The 16,900-nt window shown below is 59.8% G+C and carries 18 protein-coding genes and 4 tRNA genes; 19 read left to right on the top strand and 3 right to left on the bottom strand.

Annotation, left to right across the window (positions count from 1 at the left end; translation table 11 throughout):
* Nucleotide 1: 1 nt before the first annotated feature.
* The 4 genes from FOI68_RS18005 to FOI68_RS17990 all read left to right on the top strand — a co-directional run bounded on the left by FOI68_RS18005 (nucleotide 2) and on the right by FOI68_RS17990 (nucleotide 471).
* Nucleotides 2–78: transfer RNA gene (locus FOI68_RS18005), tRNA-Arg, on the top strand.
* A 72-nt stretch (nucleotides 79–150) separates the two neighbouring features.
* A tRNA-Pro gene (locus FOI68_RS18000) sits at nucleotides 151–227 on the top strand.
* Nucleotides 228–298: 71 nt separating this feature from the next.
* Nucleotides 299–386, top strand: a tRNA-Leu gene (locus tag FOI68_RS17995).
* A gap of 11 nt (nucleotides 387–397) precedes the next feature.
* Nucleotides 398–471 (top strand) — tRNA-Gly (locus FOI68_RS17990).
* A 305-nt stretch (nucleotides 472–776) separates the two neighbouring features.
* Here FOI68_RS17990 and FOI68_RS17985 read toward each other — a convergent pair.
* A complete protein-coding gene (locus tag FOI68_RS17985) occupies nucleotides 777–1,907 on the bottom strand; it encodes a sensor histidine kinase (protein ID WP_143863940.1) in 1,131 nt (376 codons plus the stop codon).
* 215 nt (nucleotides 1,908–2,122) lie between these two features.
* Between FOI68_RS17985 and FOI68_RS17980 the strand changes: the two genes are divergently transcribed.
* The 14 genes from FOI68_RS17980 (at nucleotide 2,123) to ytfJ (ending at nucleotide 11,942) form a co-directional block, all read left to right on the top strand.
* On the top strand, nucleotides 2,123–2,773 hold the full coding sequence (locus FOI68_RS17980) for a TerC family protein (RefSeq protein ID WP_044898684.1): 651 nt from the start codon (nucleotides 2,123–2,125) through the stop codon (nucleotides 2,771–2,773).
* 103 nt (nucleotides 2,774–2,876) lie between these two features.
* Nucleotides 2,877–3,464 (top strand): YkoP family protein, encoded by a 588-nt coding sequence (locus FOI68_RS17975; RefSeq protein WP_143863939.1) that lies wholly within the window; start codon nucleotides 2,877–2,879, stop codon nucleotides 3,462–3,464.
* On the top strand, nucleotides 3,461–4,591 hold the full coding sequence (locus FOI68_RS17970; RefSeq protein ID WP_255433671.1) for an MGDG synthase family glycosyltransferase: 1,131 nt from the start codon (nucleotides 3,461–3,463) through the stop codon (nucleotides 4,589–4,591). The genes FOI68_RS17975 and FOI68_RS17970 overlap by 4 nt, the downstream gene beginning before the upstream one ends.
* A gap of 96 nt (nucleotides 4,592–4,687) precedes the next feature.
* Nucleotides 4,688–4,891 carry an alpha/beta-type small acid-soluble spore protein gene (locus FOI68_RS17965; RefSeq protein ID WP_029099758.1) on the top strand — a complete coding sequence of 68 codons (204 nt, stop codon included), beginning with the start codon at nucleotides 4,688–4,690 and terminating at the stop codon, nucleotides 4,889–4,891.
* 149 nt (nucleotides 4,892–5,040) lie between these two features.
* Complete coding sequence (locus FOI68_RS17960; protein ID WP_029099759.1) at nucleotides 5,041–5,247, top strand: DUF1657 domain-containing protein; 207 nt, start codon at nucleotides 5,041–5,043, stop codon at nucleotides 5,245–5,247.
* 72 nt (nucleotides 5,248–5,319) lie between these two features.
* A complete protein-coding gene (locus FOI68_RS17955) occupies nucleotides 5,320–6,180 on the top strand; it encodes a DUF421 domain-containing protein (RefSeq protein WP_044898686.1) in 861 nt (286 codons plus the stop codon).
* 18 nt (nucleotides 6,181–6,198) lie between these two features.
* Nucleotides 6,199–6,672, top strand: a complete 474-nt coding sequence (gene spoVAC, locus FOI68_RS17950) for a stage V sporulation protein AC (protein ID WP_143863938.1) — start codon at nucleotides 6,199–6,201, stop codon at nucleotides 6,670–6,672.
* A gap of 3 nt (nucleotides 6,673–6,675) precedes the next feature.
* On the top strand, nucleotides 6,676–7,695 hold the full coding sequence (gene spoVAD, locus FOI68_RS17945) for a stage V sporulation protein AD (protein WP_035295546.1): 1,020 nt from the start codon (nucleotides 6,676–6,678) through the stop codon (nucleotides 7,693–7,695).
* 1 nt (nucleotide 7,696) lies between these two features.
* Nucleotides 7,697–8,047: a stage V sporulation protein AE gene (gene spoVAE / locus FOI68_RS17940; protein ID WP_029099763.1), complete on the top strand. Its 351-nt coding sequence runs from the start codon at nucleotides 7,697–7,699 to the stop codon at nucleotides 8,045–8,047.
* Between the two features lie 92 nt (nucleotides 8,048–8,139).
* On the top strand, nucleotides 8,140–8,784 hold the full coding sequence (gene sleB, locus FOI68_RS17935; RefSeq protein WP_143863937.1) for a spore cortex-lytic enzyme: 645 nt from the start codon (nucleotides 8,140–8,142) through the stop codon (nucleotides 8,782–8,784).
* 27 nt (nucleotides 8,785–8,811) lie between these two features.
* The gene (locus FOI68_RS17930) at nucleotides 8,812–9,477 is read left to right on the top strand and encodes a L,D-transpeptidase family protein (RefSeq protein WP_143863936.1); all 666 of its coding nucleotides are present in this window, start codon (nucleotides 8,812–8,814) and stop codon (nucleotides 9,475–9,477) included.
* Between the two features lie 143 nt (nucleotides 9,478–9,620).
* The gene (locus FOI68_RS17925; RefSeq protein WP_143863935.1) at nucleotides 9,621–10,592 is read left to right on the top strand and encodes an S-layer homology domain-containing protein; all 972 of its coding nucleotides are present in this window, start codon (nucleotides 9,621–9,623) and stop codon (nucleotides 10,590–10,592) included.
* Between the two features lie 70 nt (nucleotides 10,593–10,662).
* Nucleotides 10,663–11,325, top strand: a complete 663-nt coding sequence (locus tag FOI68_RS17920) for a DUF2953 domain-containing protein (RefSeq protein WP_044898690.1) — start codon at nucleotides 10,663–10,665, stop codon at nucleotides 11,323–11,325.
* A 158-nt stretch (nucleotides 11,326–11,483) separates the two neighbouring features.
* Nucleotides 11,484–11,942 (top strand): GerW family sporulation protein, encoded by a 459-nt coding sequence (gene ytfJ, locus FOI68_RS17915; RefSeq protein ID WP_029099768.1) that lies wholly within the window; start codon nucleotides 11,484–11,486, stop codon nucleotides 11,940–11,942.
* Nucleotides 11,943–12,057: 115 nt separating this feature from the next.
* On the opposite strand, the gene FOI68_RS17910 is transcribed toward ytfJ, so the two are convergent.
* Both FOI68_RS17910 and FOI68_RS17905 read right to left on the bottom strand, forming a co-directional pair.
* Nucleotides 12,058–12,765, bottom strand: coding sequence for a hypothetical protein (locus tag FOI68_RS17910; protein WP_143863934.1), 708 nt, complete (start codon nucleotides 12,763–12,765; stop codon nucleotides 12,058–12,060).
* Between the two features lie 60 nt (nucleotides 12,766–12,825).
* Nucleotides 12,826–16,272: a pyruvate carboxylase gene (locus tag FOI68_RS17905; RefSeq protein WP_143863933.1), complete on the bottom strand. Its 3,447-nt coding sequence runs from the start codon at nucleotides 16,270–16,272 to the stop codon at nucleotides 12,826–12,828.
* 175 nt (nucleotides 16,273–16,447) lie between these two features.
* Between FOI68_RS17905 and FOI68_RS17900 the strand changes: the two genes are divergently transcribed.
* A complete protein-coding gene (locus tag FOI68_RS17900; protein ID WP_143863932.1) occupies nucleotides 16,448–16,882 on the top strand; it encodes a gamma-glutamylcyclotransferase family protein in 435 nt (144 codons plus the stop codon).
* Nucleotides 16,883–16,900: the final 18 nt, after the last annotated feature.

Raw genomic sequence — 16,900 nt, 5'->3', positions numbered from 1 at the left:
TGTGCCCTTAGCTCAGCCGGATAGAGCGTTTGACTACGAATCAAAAGGTCGGGAGTTCGAATCTCTCAGGGCACGCCATATTTGCAGAGGTGAGAGGTTAGGCGTGAGAACGTGATTCTCACTTCCCCCTCCCACATCTGAAGGTCAGAACGGGAAGTAGCTCAGCTTGGTAGAGTACTTGGCTTGGGACCAAGGGGTCGCAGGTTCGAATCCTGTCTTCCCGACCATGTTTTTTCCAAAAAAGGGACGGATGCTCCCAAGGAGTATGCGGACGTTTTTCGGGGAGGCCCAAAACAGCGCCGGGGTGGCGGAATAGGCAGACGCAACAGACTTAAAATCTGTCGGGAGTTTCTCCCGTACCGGTTCAAGTCCGGTCCTCGGCACCAACACATGCCGTGCGGGTGTAGTTCAATGGTAGAACCCCAGCCTTCCAAGCTGGTCGCGTGGGTTCGATTCCCATCACCCGCTCCATACGCGATAAAGAAGCAGACGGACACGTGCAGTCCGTCTGCTTTTGTATGTGTTCGAGAGCGCTCGGCTGCCAACAGCAGGAGCGGCACTCCCTCGAGCAGAGGGGGAGCCGCTCCTGCATGCCGTCTGGCTGAAATTGTCGAAAAGTGTCAGAAGGTTGAGGGTGGTAGAAACATATGTTTTCGTGTAGAGTAAGGCTAAGATCGCTTACCCGATAGGTAACGGATCTCTTGCCTCGCCTCCTGCACCGAGCAGGAGGTTTTTTTTTCGGTGATGGCCGTTCAGCCGAACGCTGGAAGACGGTCTCAAGAAAACGGCAGCCTCACGATAAAGCGGGTGGACTCCTCCGTGGATTCGCAGGAGATGGTGCCGTTGTGCTTTTCAATGATGTTTTTGCAGATGGACAGACCGATCCCCGTGCCGTTCTGCTTGGTGGTAAAAAACGGCTGAAACAGGTTTTCCACGATCTCCGCCGGGATCATTTCCCCGTTGTTTTCCACAATCAACCGCAGCCATCCGCCCTCGCAGTGCGAGATGACGCGGATCGACTTGTTCGGGCGGGTTTGGACGGCATCGATGGCGTTGTTGAGCAGATTGACCAGCACCTGCTTGAGTCCTTCTTCGTAGCAGTGCAGGGTGCATGGCTCAATGTGCTTTTCAAAGCGAATGTTTTCCCCGACCAGCCGCGGAGTAATCAGCAGCTCCACGTCGTAGAGGACTTGTCCGATTTCGACCGTCTTGTAAACCTCGTCCAGAATCGGCTTTTTTGAAAAGCTGAGGAAGCCGGTAATCTGCCGGTGCAGGTTTTCAAATTCGTGCATGACCACCTGGATGTAGGACTGCAGCTTGTCCTGCCCCTGGGTCGATTCGGCGATCAGCTTCAAGAAGCCCTCGATCGCACACAAAGGGTTGCGCAGTTCATGAGCCATGTTGGCGGCGATTTTGCCCAGCATGGTCAATTTGTCGTTGTGCAAATAGGAGATGGTTTCTTCCTTTTGGACGAGCTCCTGATTGATCATTTGCTCGAAGTGGTACACGGCCCAGAAGACGCTCTCGTCCATGGCTTTTCCCAACTGTGTTTCCAGGTACAGCATCTCTTCCGGCGACAACGACCACCGCTGCAGCTCCGGACGGAGGACCCGCCAGAATACGTTCCGGTACAACTGATAGGTACGCAAGATGGATGAAAACGGGAACTCCTGGGAGCGCAGCCATTCGCCCATGTCCAGCGACCAGGCCTGCATGTCACCGTCGACATCTTCCACCAGATAGCGAGCCAAGAGCACCGTCCGCTTCTCGGCAAAATTGCGGGGAATCGTCAACGGGGTTTCCATGCTGATCACGATTTCCTGCAGCCACAGCGTCGTGATCGTAGGCGCCATATCAAGAATTTTCTGTGAAACATCGTGAAGGTTTAGAGACACAGTTTCCGCCATAGCTTTTCCCACCCCAACTTTAATCGTACGGAAGGACGCCCAGAAAAACAAGGTATGTTTATCCTAATTTTCGCATTAAAATGTTTTTTTATGGAAGTATTTTTCTACAAAAACCGTGTTTTCTCGCCTTTTTTCGGAAAGAAAAGCGCTCATCAGTCCGCAAACGGGCGCATAGAGTAAGAAGGACAAACTTCAGACGGGCAGGGGAGGCGGAGATGGACGGGCAATTTTGGCTGGGATTCGTGCACATTTTTCTGATAGACGTCGTGCTCAGCAGCGATAACGCCGTCGTCATCGGCATGGCCTGCCGGAGACTGCCGGAGCGGGAACGCCGGCGGGCCGTCCTCTACGGAACGCTCGGGGCCATCGTGCTGCGCGTCGCGTTGACCGGCATGACCACCTGGATGCTGGACATTCCGCTGGTCAAGGCGGTGGGGGGTCTTCTGCTCCTGTGGATTGCCTGCAAGCTGATCCTCGGCGGCCAGGAGGAGACGATCGAGGTCAAGTACGGCGGCAATGTCGGCCAGGCTGTCAAGACGATCCTGTTGGCCGATTTTGTCATGAGCTTGGACAATGTGCTGGCGGTGGGCGGAGCCGCGCATGGGGATATCGCGCTGGTGATCCTGGGGCTGGGCATGAGCATTCCCCTTTTGATGTGGGGGAGCGCCTGGATTTCGCGGCTGATGAACCGCTTCCACGGCTTGGTGATCGCCGGCGGAGGCGTTCTGGCCTACACGGCGGCGGACATGTGTCTGGAGGATCCGTACGTCTGGAAAGTACTCAACCCGCTTCTCCTGAACCACGCCTGGCTGCCGCTTTTGGTGGCGGCGGCGGTGATGGCGCTGGGCCGCTTCGGGAAAACGTGAGGAGCCGGCGGGCGGGCAAGGCGGATTTCCCGGTGTTTTCGCGAGAGGGATCGGGGCATACTACCTAAGAAGAAACCCAGACGGAGAAAGGATCCGATCGCAGATGAATACGGGCATCTTGATGTTGTGGGGCGTTTGGGACACGATCTACCAACGATGCACCCGGCTCAGATACATTGACAAAGGCAACAACATTTTTCGCATCGTTCTTTTGCGCTACCGGGGAGAGCCGCTCGTCACAACCGATCAACGCGTCATTTGCCACGGGGATCTGATCTTGAAACTGCATATCCACAATTACTATTTTGCCACTCTATGCAAGGGCGTAAAGGACGACCTGCGGGTGGCTTTGCTGCTCCGTCACCACATCATGCGCTCCCTGCCGCAGTTGGCGGCGTATCTGGACGGGCATGAGGAGCGGGACCGCATCAAGGGCGTCGTCGGCACCACGATGCTTCACAAGGGAGTCAAACCGCTCGGGTTTTCCATCTCCGACGTGCCGATGACCTGGTTTTTTCGCTACAAGCGCTGGTATCTCAGACTGATGGTGCGCCTGATCCATCCCGACGGAAAGCGGCGCATCGAGCGATGGGACCACGAGATGCCGCTGAAGCGGGTGTACATGTCCAAAGAGGAGCTGCTTCGCCGTTATCTGCCCCGGCAGCCGGAACCGGCAGGTGATCGGCAGTGAACGGGAAGCGCCTGTTGGTTGTCACCGAGGAGTGGGCCGGCAGCGGACACCGGATGGCGGCGGAAGCGCTGCGCGAGGCGGCGGTGGAACGCTGCCCCGGCGTGTACGCACGCGTGGAGGGCGGATTGCAGGCGGCCAGCCCGGCACTGCGGGAGCTGTCCCGTTTTTTTTATGGGCAAATGCTGCGCTATAGTCCGATGCTCTGGCAGCGCCTGTACGACAGCGAACAGATGTGGGGAACCGCCCTGGCCAAGCCGATGGGGGCCTTTCTGGCGAGCCGTCTGCTCCGCGAACTGCTGGAGCGGGAACAGCCGGACGTCGTCGCCGCCACTCACGCCTACTGCTTGTCCGCCCTGGCGCACGCCAAGCAAAAAGCCGGCAAGCGGTTCCGGTTGGTCAGCATTCCGACCGACTTCCACGTCAACCGGTTTTGGGTGCATCCCGAGATTGACGCCTACGTCGTGGCGCACGAGCGGCTGGCGGAGCTTCTGGAGCGGCGTCACGGCGTGGCACGGGAAAAGATTCGCGTGTACGGCATTCCGGTGCGTCCGGCGTTTGCCGCGGCGGCGCGGGAAGAGAAAGCGTCCTGGAAAGAGCGGACGGGATTGTCGCCCGACCGGTTTACCGTGCTGGTGAGTGGGGGAGAGGGCGGCCACGGCGGCATGGAGGAAGTGGTCCGGTCCTTGTTGGACGTGACGGAACCGCTGCACATCGTGGTGATCGCGGGAAAAAACGAGCCGATCAGGCAGCGGCTGTCGCTGGTCGCCGAACGGCCCCATCCGCTTCACCGCCTCGTGGTGAAAGGGTACGAGCCGTCCATCTGGGAGTGGATCGGCGCTGCCGACGCCTATGTCACCAAGCCGGGCGGCATCAGTTGTGCGGAAGCGCTGGCGCTCCGGACGCCGCTGATCCTGTATCGGCCGCTGCCGGGGCAGGAGCGCCACAACCTGTCGTTTTTGCTCGGGCAGCAGGCCGCCGTGTGGGCGGAAAAGCCCGAGGAGATCGCCGCCATGATCGTTCGCTGGCGGCGCCGACCGGAAGAGCGGGAGGAGATGGTTCGCCGCATGGATGCTCTTCGCCAACCCGATGCGGCCCGGCGCATCGCGGACTATCTGCTCACGCTATAACGCTATAAATTGCCAGTGAAATCCCGCTGTGACAATGAATGAAGCAATCGGTCATCACACATATTAAAGCTACAAACAACGAGGAGGTGAATACAGATGCCGAACAACAACCGATCCAGCAACAACCTGCTGGTGCCGCAAGCCAACCAAGCTCTGGACCAACTGAAGTATGAAATCGCTGCCGAGTTTGGTGTACAGCTGGGCGCAGACACCACTTCCCGTCAAAACGGTTCCGTCGGAGGAGAGATCACCAAGCGTCTGGTGTCCTTCGCTGAACAACAGCTCGCTGGCCGTGCATAACCGAATAGGTTGGATGTGGAAAGGCACCTGACCGGGTGTCTTTCCTTTTTGATTTGTTGTCTGTAAAAAAATAGCAAAAACCGGATCGTTCGGGGAAGAATATTTTGCTTCCCATTGTTGAATCTATAGGTGCTAGGAGGTGAAAACAAATGACCGTCGCATCGCAAGTCAAACAAACGCTGGCCAGCCTGAAAGGGGCGCAGGCCAACCTGGAGCAGTTCGCGCTCAGCACGCAAAATCAACAGGCCAAACAATTGTACACCCAAGCGGCCCAGCAGACGCAGTCGATCGTCACCAATCTGGAGCAGCGGGTAACGGAACTGGAGAATGAAGAGCCTCAATACAAAGGATTTTAAACTGGTTCATTCGCAGGACGGGGAGAGGGACTCGCTCTCTCCTCTCCCACGCCAAGCCGGGAGGTGAGCACAATGCCTGAGTGGATCAACATCGTCATCCGCTCCGTAGTGGCACTGGTGTACCTGTTCATTTTGACGAAGCTGATCGGCAAACGGCAGATCAGACAGCTTACATACATCGAATACATCGTGGGCATTACGATCGGCTCCATTGCGGCATTCATGGCGACCGACATGGATGGCCCGATGTATCACAGCCTCATCGCCATGACGATCTTTGCCCTCTCTCCGGTGTTGGCGGAGTGGCTTTCGCTGAAAAGCAAGGCAATCCGCAACGTGGTGGAAGGACAGGCGACCATCCTGATCAAGGACGGCAAGATTTTGGAAGACAACCTGAAAAAAGAGCGGCTGACGACGGAAGACCTGATGGAACACCTGCGGATGAAAAACGTGTTCCGCGTGGCGGACGTGGAATTTGCGCTGATGGAGACGAGCGGCGAGGTAAGCGTGCTGCTCAAATCACAGCATCGGCCCGTCACCCCGCAGGATCTGGACCTGCCCGTCGCACAGGCGGAAGAACCGCAGGCGGTGATCATGGACGGCAACATCATGGACGAATCGCTGGCCAATCTGGGACTGAACCGCAACTGGGTGCGCATGGAACTGCAAAAAGCGGGCGTGGCTCTGGAGAACGTGTTTCTCGGCCAGGTGGACCGGGCCGGGCAGCTCTACCTGGATTTGTACGACGACAAGATCAAGGTGGCTCCCTCTCAAGAATTGAAGCTGACCTACGCGCTCTTGAAGAAGTGCCAGGCGGATCTGGAGATGTTCGCCTTGTCGACGAAAAACAAGCAGACCAAGCAGGTTTACGAAAAGGACGCGGAGCATCTGCAGCGCGTGATCGACCGGATGAAGCCGCTGTTGACCCAATAAGGAAAGGAGGGAACTGGAATGGCGGACCAGAAAAGGAAAAAGCTGACGCCCACCCAGCAGCAGTATCAGCAGTTGGCCAAACGGCACGAGCCGACGCGCCCCTTGCTGAAAAACTTCGTCCGGGCGTTTCTCGTCGGCGGCCTGATCTGTCTGCTGGGGCAGGCGATTCAAGAAGGTTTCATCCATTACTTTCACTTTACCGAAAAGACGGCAGGCAACCCCACCGTGGCCGTGCTGATTTTTCTCTCCGCCCTGTTGACGGGGCTCGGGGTGTACGATCGCATCGCCCAGTGGGCGGGGGCCGGAACCAGCGTGCCGGTCACCGGCTTCGCCAACTCCATCGCGTCGGCGGCGATCGAACATCGCAGCGAAGGGTTTGTGCTCGGAGTGGGCGGCAACATGTTCAGACTGGCCGGATCGGTCATCGTGTTCGGCGTGACGTCCGCGTTTGTCATCGGGTTGATTAAAACGCTGATCAGAATGGGAGGGTAGAGCATGAGACAGGGTCATCAGTCGTGGGTCTTTCCTTCCAGGCCGGTGATCGTCGGTTCGGCGGCGATCGGCGGCCCGTTTGAAGCCAAGGGGCCGCTGGCCGACGATTTTGACACGCTGCACGGCGATTTGATGATGGGCCAGGACAGTTGGGAAAAGGCCGAGAAGCTTTTGCTGGAGGAGGCCTGCGACAAGGCGGTGGAAAAAGCCACGCTGCGAAAGGACGACATCCATTTCCTGCTGGCCGGCGATCTGACGAACCAGCTCATCACCGCCAGCTTTTCCGCCCGGACGCTGGGGATTCCCTACCTGGGACTGTTCGGCGCCTGCTCCACCGCGATGGAAAGTCTGGCGCTGGGTGCCCTGCTGGTGGACAGCCAGTCCGCCGATTACGTGCTGGCGGCAACCGCCAGCCACAACGGATCGGCGGAAAAGCAGTACCGCTACCCGACCGAGTACGGTTCGCAGAAACCGCCCACGGCCCAATGGACGGTCACAGGGGCGGGAGCGGCGGTCGTCGCCCGCCAGGGAAAAGGCCCGCAGGTCGTCGCCGCCACGATTGGGCGGGTGGTGGACATGGGCTTGTCCGATCCGTTCAACATGGGAGCCGCCATGGCGCCGGCCGCCCTGGCCACGCTGGAAGCCCATTTTCGCGACCTGGGGCTGCCGCATGATCATTACGACCTGGTAGTGACCGGAGACCTGGGAAAAGTGGGCCATTCGATTCTGTCGGAACTGCTGCCCAAGCACAACCTCCACATTCCGCTGGATCGCTACCAGGACTGCGGCCGGATGATCTACGGCGACAATCCCACCGTCTGGTCGGGCGGCAGCGGATGCGGGTGTGTCGCCACCGTCACGTACGGCCATCTGCTCAACCGGATGAGGGCGGGCGCGTGGAAACGGATGCTGGTGGTGGCGACGGGGGCGCTGCTTTCCCCCATTTCCTACCAGCAGGGGGAGAGCATTCCGTGCATCGCCCACGCCGTGGCCATCGAGGCGGAGCCGAACGAGGAGGGATAAGATGACGTTTCTCTGGGCGTTCTTGGTGGGAGGGACCATTTGTCTCATCGGCCAATTTTTGCTCGATGTCGTGAAGCTGACGCCAGCCCACACCATGTCCTCGCTGGTGGTGGCCGGCGCCGTGCTGGACGGCGTCGGCCTGTACGATCCGCTGATCAGGTTTGCCGGTGCCGGGGCCACCGTCCCCATTACCAGTTTTGGCAACGCGCTGGTGCACGGGGCGATGGCCGAGGCGGAAAGACATGGATTGGTGGGCGTCATCACCGGCATTTTCGAGGTGACCAGCGCCGGCATCTCCGCCGCGATCGTGTTCGGCTTTTTCGCGGCTTTGGTCTTCCGTCCCAAAGGGTAGCGGGACAGAACTGTTTTCCAGAGGTGCCAGAAACCTTGAATTGAACCGCATTCATCCAAAAGCTAGAATGGTGGCTTGAGGAGGGATGATCAGTGTTCAAGCGAAAAACGGGAACCACCCTGCTGTTGACACTGCTTGTCGCGCTGCTTTTGACGGCTGCGCCTGCTTCGGCGGCCCCCTTGCTGAAACAGGGGAGCCAGGGCGGAGACGTTTGGGACCTGCAGTACCGGCTGCAGGTGCTCGGGTACTACCAGCAGCCGCTGGATGGAATATTCGGACCGCACACCAGACAAGCCGTCATGCAGTTTCAGCGCAACTACGGGTTGGCCGTCGACGGGATCGCCGGCCGGCAGACCTGGCGGATGTTGAAACAAGTATCGGTCAACCGCGAGGAAATGGTACTGCTGGCCCGACTGGTGCACGCGGAAGCGCGCGGTGAACCGTATGTCGGGCAGGTGGCTGTGGCCGCTGTCGTGATGAACCGTTTGCAGTCGCCCCAATTCCCTCATACGGTAAAGGGCATCATCTTTGAACCGTACGCCTTTACCGCGGTTGACGACGGCCAGTTCTGGCTCGCTCCGGATCAAACGGCGTATCGCGCAGCGTACGACGCGGTTCGCGGCTGGGACCCGTCGGGCGGTGCCCTGTACTACTTCAACCCGGCTGCGGCGACGTCCCGCTGGATCTGGTCCCGCCCGCAGATCAAACAGATCGGTCAACACATTTTCGCACGATAATACACCTAACGGAGCGATGGAGTTGTCATGCGACCAATTCTCACGGTTCTCACCCTGTTGTTTGCACTGTACGCCCCCGTCTCGACGGTTTCGGCCAAGCAGCCGGAAGAGGAAGCGTCTGTCCATCTGTACGTGAATCTGTGGAAGAAGCGGCTCTACCTTCGAACGTCAACGGGAGAAGTGCTGGCGTCTTTCCCGATCGCTCCCGGCGCCGTCGATACGCCTTCGCCGATCGGGGTCTATTCCGTCATTCAGAAATCGAAGAACTGGGGCGGAGGATTTGGGTCCAGATGGCTGGGCATTGATGTGGAGTGGGGCACGTACGGCATACACGGCACCAACAGGCCGGAGCATATCGGACGTTATGTCAGCCACGGCTGCTTTCGGATGCGAAACCAAGACATCGAAAAGCTCTATCCGCATGTCCGCATCGGGACGCCGGTCATCATCGACGGACCGATCATGGGGCACGAGCGGCTGACCTACCGCATTTTGGTTCCGGGGAGCCGCGGAGCGCTGGTCAAACTGGTGCAAAATCGCCTGAAGGCCGCCGGTTACTACGAGGGCAAGGTTCACGGCCGTTTTGACCAGCCGACGGAACGGGCCGTCTTTCGGTTCCAGAAAGGAGAAGGTCTTCCCGTGACAGGGCAGATCCGATTTGAGGATTTGGTCTATTTGGGCATTGTCGAGTAACCCCTTTCCTGTTCGCGGGAAAGGGGTTTCCTCTTTGGTGGGAAAGCGGGAAATCGCTGGCAAACATTGTAGGTTGTTTTCTGACAATATTTCGATAGAATGAAACGAGAGAAAACCAGCATGTTTGTTTCAGGAGGTTGATGATGAGAAAGATGCTGATCCTGGCCTCTCTGGCAGCCATCTTCGGGATGGGCGCGCCGGCGGCAGAGGCGGAGACAACACCTGCAACCACACCGTTTGTTGACATTGGCGGACATTGGGCTGAAAACGAAATCGAAAACCTGTACATAGCGGGGGGCGTTGAACGGGCGGACAGCTTCCGTCCGGACGAGCCGGTCACCCGCGGCGAATTGATCGCAATGTTTCTCAAGGCAAAAGGGATTAAGCCAGTGGTGGACGATGCCTCGCCGTTTGCAGACGTGCCGCGTGACAGTTGGCTGGCCCCCTACGCCGAAACCGCATACCGACTGGGGATCATCCACGGCCGGAAGGCAGGCGGACGGGTGTACCTGCATCCCGACAAACCCGTGCAGCGGGAAGAACTGGTCTCCATCCTGACGCGGGCGACCGGAGACAGCGGAAAGGTGAACCAGCTCGGCTGGACCGCTTCCGTCAAGACGCTTCAGCGCTATCCGGACGGGGAAGCGGTGGAGGAAGTGTTCCAGCGGCCGTTTGTGTACGCGCTGCAGAACGGTCTGGTCGGTGCCTATCCAGACGGCACCCTGCAGCCGAACAAGCCGATGACCCGAGCGGAAGCGGCCACGTATGCGGCCCTCCACCTGCTGCCGGACAAGGCGAACGCGGCGCAGCAGAGGCTGGCCAAGATCGGTACGCCGTACGTCAGGATGCTGACGGTGCAGACGACGGCGTACAGCTACCCGACCGACGATGTGTTCTCCTATCTGGGCTACCCGCTGCGCAAGGGAGTCGTGGCGGTCGACCCCAACGTCATTCCGCTGGGCAGCCACCTGTACATTGACGGGTACGGCTATGCGGTGGCGGCCGACATCGGAGGGGCGGTCAAACAGCGTCACGTGGATTTGTTCCTGCCGACCCTGCGGGAAGCGGCCAACCACGGACTGCAAAAGGACGTGCGCGTCTACATTCTGGATTGACATACAATACATGGAACATAATTCCCACTCTTTCCATTCATACTAACGGGGAAAGGGTGGGATTTTTTTGATGGGCTGGCTGGTAGTGGGCATCCTTGCCCTGTTGGCGTTGGCGGCCGTGACGCCGGTACGGATCGCGATCGAGTACGGTCGGGTCGGGGAAAACGACCATCTCGTGGTGGAAGTCTCCGCCTGGTTTCGTCTGTTCAGGCGAAAGTACGAACTGCCGGTCCTGCTGCTGAAGCCGACGCGGCAGGGCCCGGAATTGAAAGCAAAGGTGGAAAAGGTGCACAAGCGGTCGGAGATGGACGATTCGATTCAGGACGTCAACTTCAAGCAGGTGAAGCAGTGGATGAAAAAGTACCAGGACCTGCTGAAACGGGTGCACGACCTGCAGCCGGTGGCCCGGGCCTTTTTCCGGAAGATCCGCTGTTCCCGCCTGGAGTGGCACACCGTGTTGGGAACGGGAGGAGCGGCGGAAACAGGCACGCTGCTGGGGCTCGTCTGGGGTGTCAAAAGCATGCTGGTGAGCGTCTTTTCCGGCGCTGTCTCGCTGCGCAGCATGCCTCGCCTCAGCGTGCAGCCGGTCTGGAACCAGGAAGTGATCCGGACGCAGTTTCGCTGCATCCTGCATGTTTGGCTGGGACACGCGATGCTGGCCGGCGTGCGGCTTTTGCTCCGATGGCAAATAGGGCGCCGACGAGAGTGGAAAACGGCGCCGTCCGAGGCTTGAAGATGCATAAAATGGACGTCCGGAAGCGGACGGAGCCTGTTCCCCCAAGCGGATGAAATCAGCCCCCGGTACATGCCCCGTTCTTCTTTTGGGCATGCTAGCAAATGCGGAAAAGACTCGCTCAGACGGGGATTTCATCTCGACAAGGAGGAAACGGCATGGCAGACCATCCCATTCAGGGTTTGATGAGAACAGCAATGGAAAACATAAAACAAATGGTCGATGTGAATACCATCATCGGCGATCCGGTGGAGACGCCGGACGGCAGCGTGATTCTGCCGATCTCCAAGGTTGGGTTCGGTTTCGCGGCGGGAGGCAGCGAATTCCAGTACGAAAAGGATCACGCCGGAGTCATCGGCCATCCGTTCGGCGGGGGAAGCGGCGGCGGGGTGTCGATCACGCCGGTAGCGTTTCTGGTCGTGGGCAAGCAGGGGATTCGCTCGATTCCGCTGGAAAATACGACCCATCTGTACGATCGGATTTTGGACTCCATTCCGCAGGTTGTGGACAAACTGCAGAGCATGGTGGGCAAAAAAGAGCAGGCGTCCGTGACGTCCACCACGTTTGTCACCAGCGCGGACGAACACGATCTGGAAGAACTGATCGAGCGCAGCTAGGCGGAACCACCACATGCAAACAAACAACAGGTATGCCGCGATTGGAAGGCATACCTGTTGTTTGTTGCAGGCGGGAGTCGGATTCATGCCGCGATTCCGACCTGCCATTATTTGATCACCACAATTGATTAAGGAACAGGCCGGTGCTGGCCGCGTGCCGGAAAAACAGGTTCGGCAGCAGGGACGATTCGTACGGATTGACCCCCTTTGACGGCGCACCGCGGCGGGAAAAGACCCCCGGGGGCGCGGCCTGCAGGCGATCCGCCACCTGCCGGAACGACTGCGACAGGTCCTGCATCGCTTGTTCAAAGCCGGAGAAATCCTGGGCGACACCCTGGCGGAAGGCGGCGTCGTCCACATCCAGGCTGCCGTCCTGCTGCAGCCGGATGCCGTACGCGGGCAGCACGCTCTGTGCGGCCCGGGTAATGCGGGAGAAGGTATCGTCCAGACCGGGAGCGAACGAGTCGGGACGCTCCCGCCAAAATCGCTGCAGCCGATTGTACCGTTCCGCCAGTTGACGCGTCCGGCGGAGCAGCACTTCCACGTCGGGGGCGGCGCCGTCCGCCGCCGCGTTCCCGAGACTCCCCCGGCGGGATGGCGCAAACTGCCGCGCCGCCCGTTCCAGTTCCGTCGTGTACCGGTAGAGGCGGGACAAGACATCCGCCACCTCCGCCGTCCACTGCCGCTGTTTGGCGTAAAACGGGTGCAGACTGTAGCCGCGAATGGGCTCGACGGGGGCGCTCAGCTTGGCCTGGGCCATGTGGGCGCGGTAGCTGTCCACCCTGTACCGGTACGGCACCAGGCTGATCGAAGCCGGTCTCATGACGATCTCCTCCCTTCACCGTCGGATTGTTTCTCCTCCATTATAAAACGATCTGCCGCATTATTCCATTTCCACGAGCAGATCGCCCGTCTCAATGGCGTCGCCCGCCTTGACGTAGACCGCTTTTACCTTGCCGTCAAGCGGCGCCTGAATGGTCGTCTCCATCTTCATCGCTTCGCTCACCAGCAAATGTTCGCCCTTGCGCACCTTGTCCCCTTCCGCCACCAGCACCTTCAGCACCTTGCCCGGCATGGAGGCGCCGAGGTGGGCGGGGTTTTGCGGGTCGGCCTTGCGGCGGGTCTGTTCCGTCACCTGGGCGGACTGATCGCGGATGAAGATTTCCCGCGGCTGTCCGTTCAGCTCAAAGTAGATAATGCGCCGCCCGTCCGGATGCAGATCGCCGACCGCCACCAGCTTGATGATCAAGGTCTTGCCGCGCTCGATCGTGATCGCCGTCTCTTCGCCCGGACGCAGCCCGTAGAAGAAGGTGGCGGTGTCCAGGACGGACAGGTCGCCGTACTCTTTGACGCTCTGGTCGTACTGCAGGAAGACCTGCGGATACATGATGTACGCCAGCACGTCCAGCTCGCTCGGCTCCCGGCCGATTTTTTCCTCCAGTTCGGCCGCCACCTTGGCAAAATCGACAGAGGGGAGCAGTTCGCCCGGCCGGGCCGTGAAGGCGTCCCGCCCTTTCAGCACCAGTTCCTGCAGCTTTTTCGGGAATCCGCCCGGCGGCTGTCCGAGGTAGCCCTGGAAGAACTGGATGACGGAGTCGGGAAAGTCGAGCCGCTGCCCCTTTTCCCAGATGTTTTCTTCGGTCAGGCCGTTTTGCACCATGAACAGCGCCATGTCACCCACCACTTTGGAGGAGGGGGTGACCTTGACGATGTCGCCGAACATCCGGTTCACCGTGGCGTACATCTGTTTGACCTCGTCCCACCGTCCCTCGAGGCCGACCGCCTTGGCCTGCTGCTCCAGATTGGTGTACTGGCCGCCCGGCATTTCGTGCACATACACTTCCGTATTGCTCGCCTTCATGCCGCTCTCGAAGCCCTGGTACAGCGGCCGGACGTCCTCCCAGTAGTCGGACAGCTTGTTGAACGAGTCGAGGGAGAGGCCCGTGTCCCGCTCCGTGTGGGCGAGGGCGGCGATCAGCGCGTTGAGGCTGGGCTGGGAAGTGAGCCCCGACATGGAGCTGACGCAGGCGTCGACGATGTCTACGCCCGCTTCGATCGCCTTCAGCAGCATCGCCACGCCGTTGCCGGACGTGTCGTGTGTGTGCAGGTGGATCGGGATGCCGATCTCCTGTTTCAGTGCGCGGACCAGTTCGTAGGCGGCGTACGGCTTCAGCAGGCCGGCCATGTCCTTGATCGCCAGGATGTGCGCCCCCGCCTTTTCCAACTGCTTGGCCAGGTCGACGTAATAGCGCAGGGTGTACTTGGTCTTGCTTGGGTCCAGGATGTCGCCAGTGTAGCAGATGGCCGCTTCCGCCACTTTGCCGCTCTGGCGCACCGCGTCGATGGCCGTCTGCATGCCCGGCAGCCAGTTGAGGCTGTCAAAGATGCGGAAGACGTCGATGCCGTTTTCCGCCGAGGCCTTGACGAACGCCTGGATGACGTTGTCCGGGTAGTTGGTGTAGCCGACGGCGTTGGCTCCGCGCAGCAGCATCTGGAACAGGATGTTGGGGATGCGCTGGCGCAGGATCTGCAGCCGCTCCCAGGGGGATTCCCGCAAAAAGCGCATCGCCGTGTCAAACGTGGCGCCGCCCCACATTTCCAGCGAGAACAGGCCGGCGCCCAGCTTGCCGGTCGCTTCCGCCACCGCCGCCAGATCGTAGGTGCGGACGCGGGTGGCAAACAGCGACTGGTGGGCGTCGCGGAAGGTGGTGTCGGTAATCAGCACCCGATTCTGTTCGCGGATCCAGCGAATCAGCCCGTCCACGCCTTCGCGGTCCAGAATCTGTTTGGTGCCGTCCGGGTACGGCTGGGCAAACGAGGTCCGGGGAATGCGCGGCGTGTCAAAGTGCGGTTTTTTCTCCTGCTTCGGCAGGCCCGGGTAGCCGTTGACGATCGTGTTGCCGATGTAGGAGAGCAGCTTGGTGCCGCGGTCTTGGCGGCCCGGGAAGATGAACAGCTCCGGTTTGGTGTCGATGAACGAGGTGTCGTATTGGCCGCTCAGGAAATCGGGATGGGTGACGACGTTCTCCAAAAACGGCAGGTTGGTTTTTACCCCGCGGATGCGGAATTCGCGCAGCGTGCGCAGCATTTTGCGGGCGGCCTGGTCAAAGCTGGTCGCGTAGGTGGAGATTTTCACCAGCAGCGAGTCGTAGTAGGGCGTAATGATCGCGCCGGGGTAGCCGTTGCCGCCGTCCAGCCGCACGCCGAAGCCGCCGCCGGAGCGCCAGGCCAGCAGCCGTCCCGCATCGGGCAGGAAGTTGTTTTCCGGGTCTTCCGTGGTGACGCGGCACTGGATGGCGTAGCCGCTCATCTGCACCGCCTCCTGGGACGGGATGCCGATTTCCGGATCGGACAGCGCGTGCCCTTCGGCGATGCGAATCTGCGCCTGCACGATGTCAATGCCGGTGATCAGTTCGGTAATCGTGTGCTCCACTTGAATGCGGGGATTCACTTCGATAAAGTAAAACCGACGATCCGGCGTCAGCAGGAACTCGACGGTGCCGGCGTTGCTGTAGCCCGCCTGTTTCATCAGCTTCAGCGCGGACTGGCAGATGGCCTCGCGCAGTTCGTCGTCCAGCGCCAGGCTGGGGGCCACTTCCACCACTTTCTGGTGGCGGCGCTGCACCGAGCAGTCCCGTTCGTACAGGTGGACGATGTTGCCGTGCGAATCGCCGAGGATCTGCACCTCGATGTGTTTCGGCTGTTCCAGATAGCGCTCCAGGTAGACCTTGGCGTTGCCAAACGACGACCGGGCTTCGGAACGGGCCCGATCCAGCGCTTCCTGCAGCTCGTCCTGGCTGCGCACGATGCGCATGCCCCGACCGCCGCCGCCCGACACCCCCTTGATGATGATCGGGTAGCCGTGCTCTTTGGCAAACAGCATCGCGTCCTGCAGCGTCTCGATCGGTTCCGCCGTCCCCGGAATCACCGGAATGCCCGCGTCGATCGCCATCCGGCGCGCTTCCACCTTGTCGCCGAACGCCTCGATCAGGTCGGGCGACGGACCGATGAAAATGATCCCTTCCTGCTCGCAGCGGCGGGCAAATTCGGCGTTTTCGGCGAGAAAACCGTAGCCCGGGTGGATGGCGTCGACGTCGTTGCGCTTGGCGATTTCAATGATGCTGTCGATGTCCAGATAGGCTTCGATCGGCCCTTTGCCCGCGCCTACCAGATAGGACTCGTCCGCCTTGAAGCGGTGAATGGAGACGTTGTCCTGCTCCGAGTAGATGGCGATGGTGCGAATCCCCAGCTCGGTGGCGGCGCGGAAGATGCGGATGGCGATTTCCCCGCGGTTGGCGACCAGCAGCCGGTTGATCTTGCGCTTGTGCATGGTGCTCTCCCCCTTCTTCTCTCGCAATCGTAAGTGAAAATTATATATAGTGTAAATATACAAAATTGCGGGTGCGGAAACATCAGTTTTTTTTACCATTATCAGAGAGTGGAAGTTTCCCGAATGGCAGACGATGTTTCACTGGAACATATTCCAAAATGGGAGGGGAAACCAGATGAATCCAAACCGTTTGCCCGTTTTCGTCTACGGCTCGCTCCTGGAGGGTTTCCGCAATTGGGAGCTGTACGTCAAGCCGTATCCCCATCACGCCCTGCCGGCGGAAGTGAAAGGGCGGCTCTACCATTTGCCCACCGGCTATCCCGGCCTGCTGAGAAAAGGGGAGGGAACGGTCAAGGGAGACGTGCTCCTTTTTTCGCCGGAGGTGTACGACGAAGCGCTGCGCGGACTGGACGAACTGGAGACGTATGTCGGACCGGGCGATCCGCGCAACGAATACGAACGCGAAATCGTGACGGCGCGGCTGGCGGCAACGGGAGAAGAACGGCGCGTCTACGTGTATCGCTACGTGGACGAAGCGTATGCGAAACGGACAGGCATTTTCCTGGACGACGGCGATTGGCGGGCCTTCATGCGCCGCCGGGGAGAATAGGGGCGGGCCTTTTTGCCC

The organism is Brevibacillus sp. LEMMJ03, from assembly GCF_007197875.1.
Classification (GTDB): Bacteria; Bacillota; Bacilli; order Brevibacillales; family Brevibacillaceae; genus Brevibacillus; species Brevibacillus thermoruber.
This window is presented reverse-complemented; position numbering and strand designations above follow the sequence as displayed.

Coding starts and splice junctions, on each gene's coding strand:
- FOI68_RS17900 (WP_143863932.1), top strand. CDS start 16,448: ATGAATCCAAACCGTTTGCCCGTTTTCGTCTACGGCTCGCTCCTGGAG.
- FOI68_RS17985 (WP_143863940.1), bottom strand. CDS start 1,907: ATGGCGGAAACTGTGTCTCTAAACCTTCACGATGTTTCACAGAAAATT.
- FOI68_RS17930 (WP_143863936.1), top strand. CDS start 8,812: ATGCGACCAATTCTCACGGTTCTCACCCTGTTGTTTGCACTGTACGCC.
- FOI68_RS17980 (WP_044898684.1), top strand. CDS start 2,123: ATGGACGGGCAATTTTGGCTGGGATTCGTGCACATTTTTCTGATAGAC.
- FOI68_RS17975 (WP_143863939.1), top strand. CDS start 2,877: ATGAATACGGGCATCTTGATGTTGTGGGGCGTTTGGGACACGATCTAC.
- FOI68_RS17920 (WP_044898690.1), top strand. CDS start 10,663: ATGGGCTGGCTGGTAGTGGGCATCCTTGCCCTGTTGGCGTTGGCGGCC.
- FOI68_RS17925 (WP_143863935.1), top strand. CDS start 9,621: ATGAGAAAGATGCTGATCCTGGCCTCTCTGGCAGCCATCTTCGGGATG.
- FOI68_RS17965 (WP_029099758.1), top strand. CDS start 4,688: ATGCCGAACAACAACCGATCCAGCAACAACCTGCTGGTGCCGCAAGCC.
- FOI68_RS17960 (WP_029099759.1), top strand. CDS start 5,041: ATGACCGTCGCATCGCAAGTCAAACAAACGCTGGCCAGCCTGAAAGGG.
- FOI68_RS17955 (WP_044898686.1), top strand. CDS start 5,320: ATGCCTGAGTGGATCAACATCGTCATCCGCTCCGTAGTGGCACTGGTG.
- FOI68_RS17910 (WP_143863934.1), bottom strand. CDS start 12,765: ATGAGACCGGCTTCGATCAGCCTGGTGCCGTACCGGTACAGGGTGGAC.
- FOI68_RS17905 (WP_143863933.1), bottom strand. CDS start 16,272: ATGCACAAGCGCAAGATCAACCGGCTGCTGGTCGCCAACCGCGGGGAA.
- spoVAC (WP_143863938.1), top strand. CDS start 6,199: ATGGCGGACCAGAAAAGGAAAAAGCTGACGCCCACCCAGCAGCAGTAT.
- ytfJ (WP_029099768.1), top strand. CDS start 11,484: ATGGCAGACCATCCCATTCAGGGTTTGATGAGAACAGCAATGGAAAAC.
- spoVAE (WP_029099763.1), top strand. CDS start 7,697: ATGACGTTTCTCTGGGCGTTCTTGGTGGGAGGGACCATTTGTCTCATC.
- spoVAD (WP_035295546.1), top strand. CDS start 6,676: ATGAGACAGGGTCATCAGTCGTGGGTCTTTCCTTCCAGGCCGGTGATC.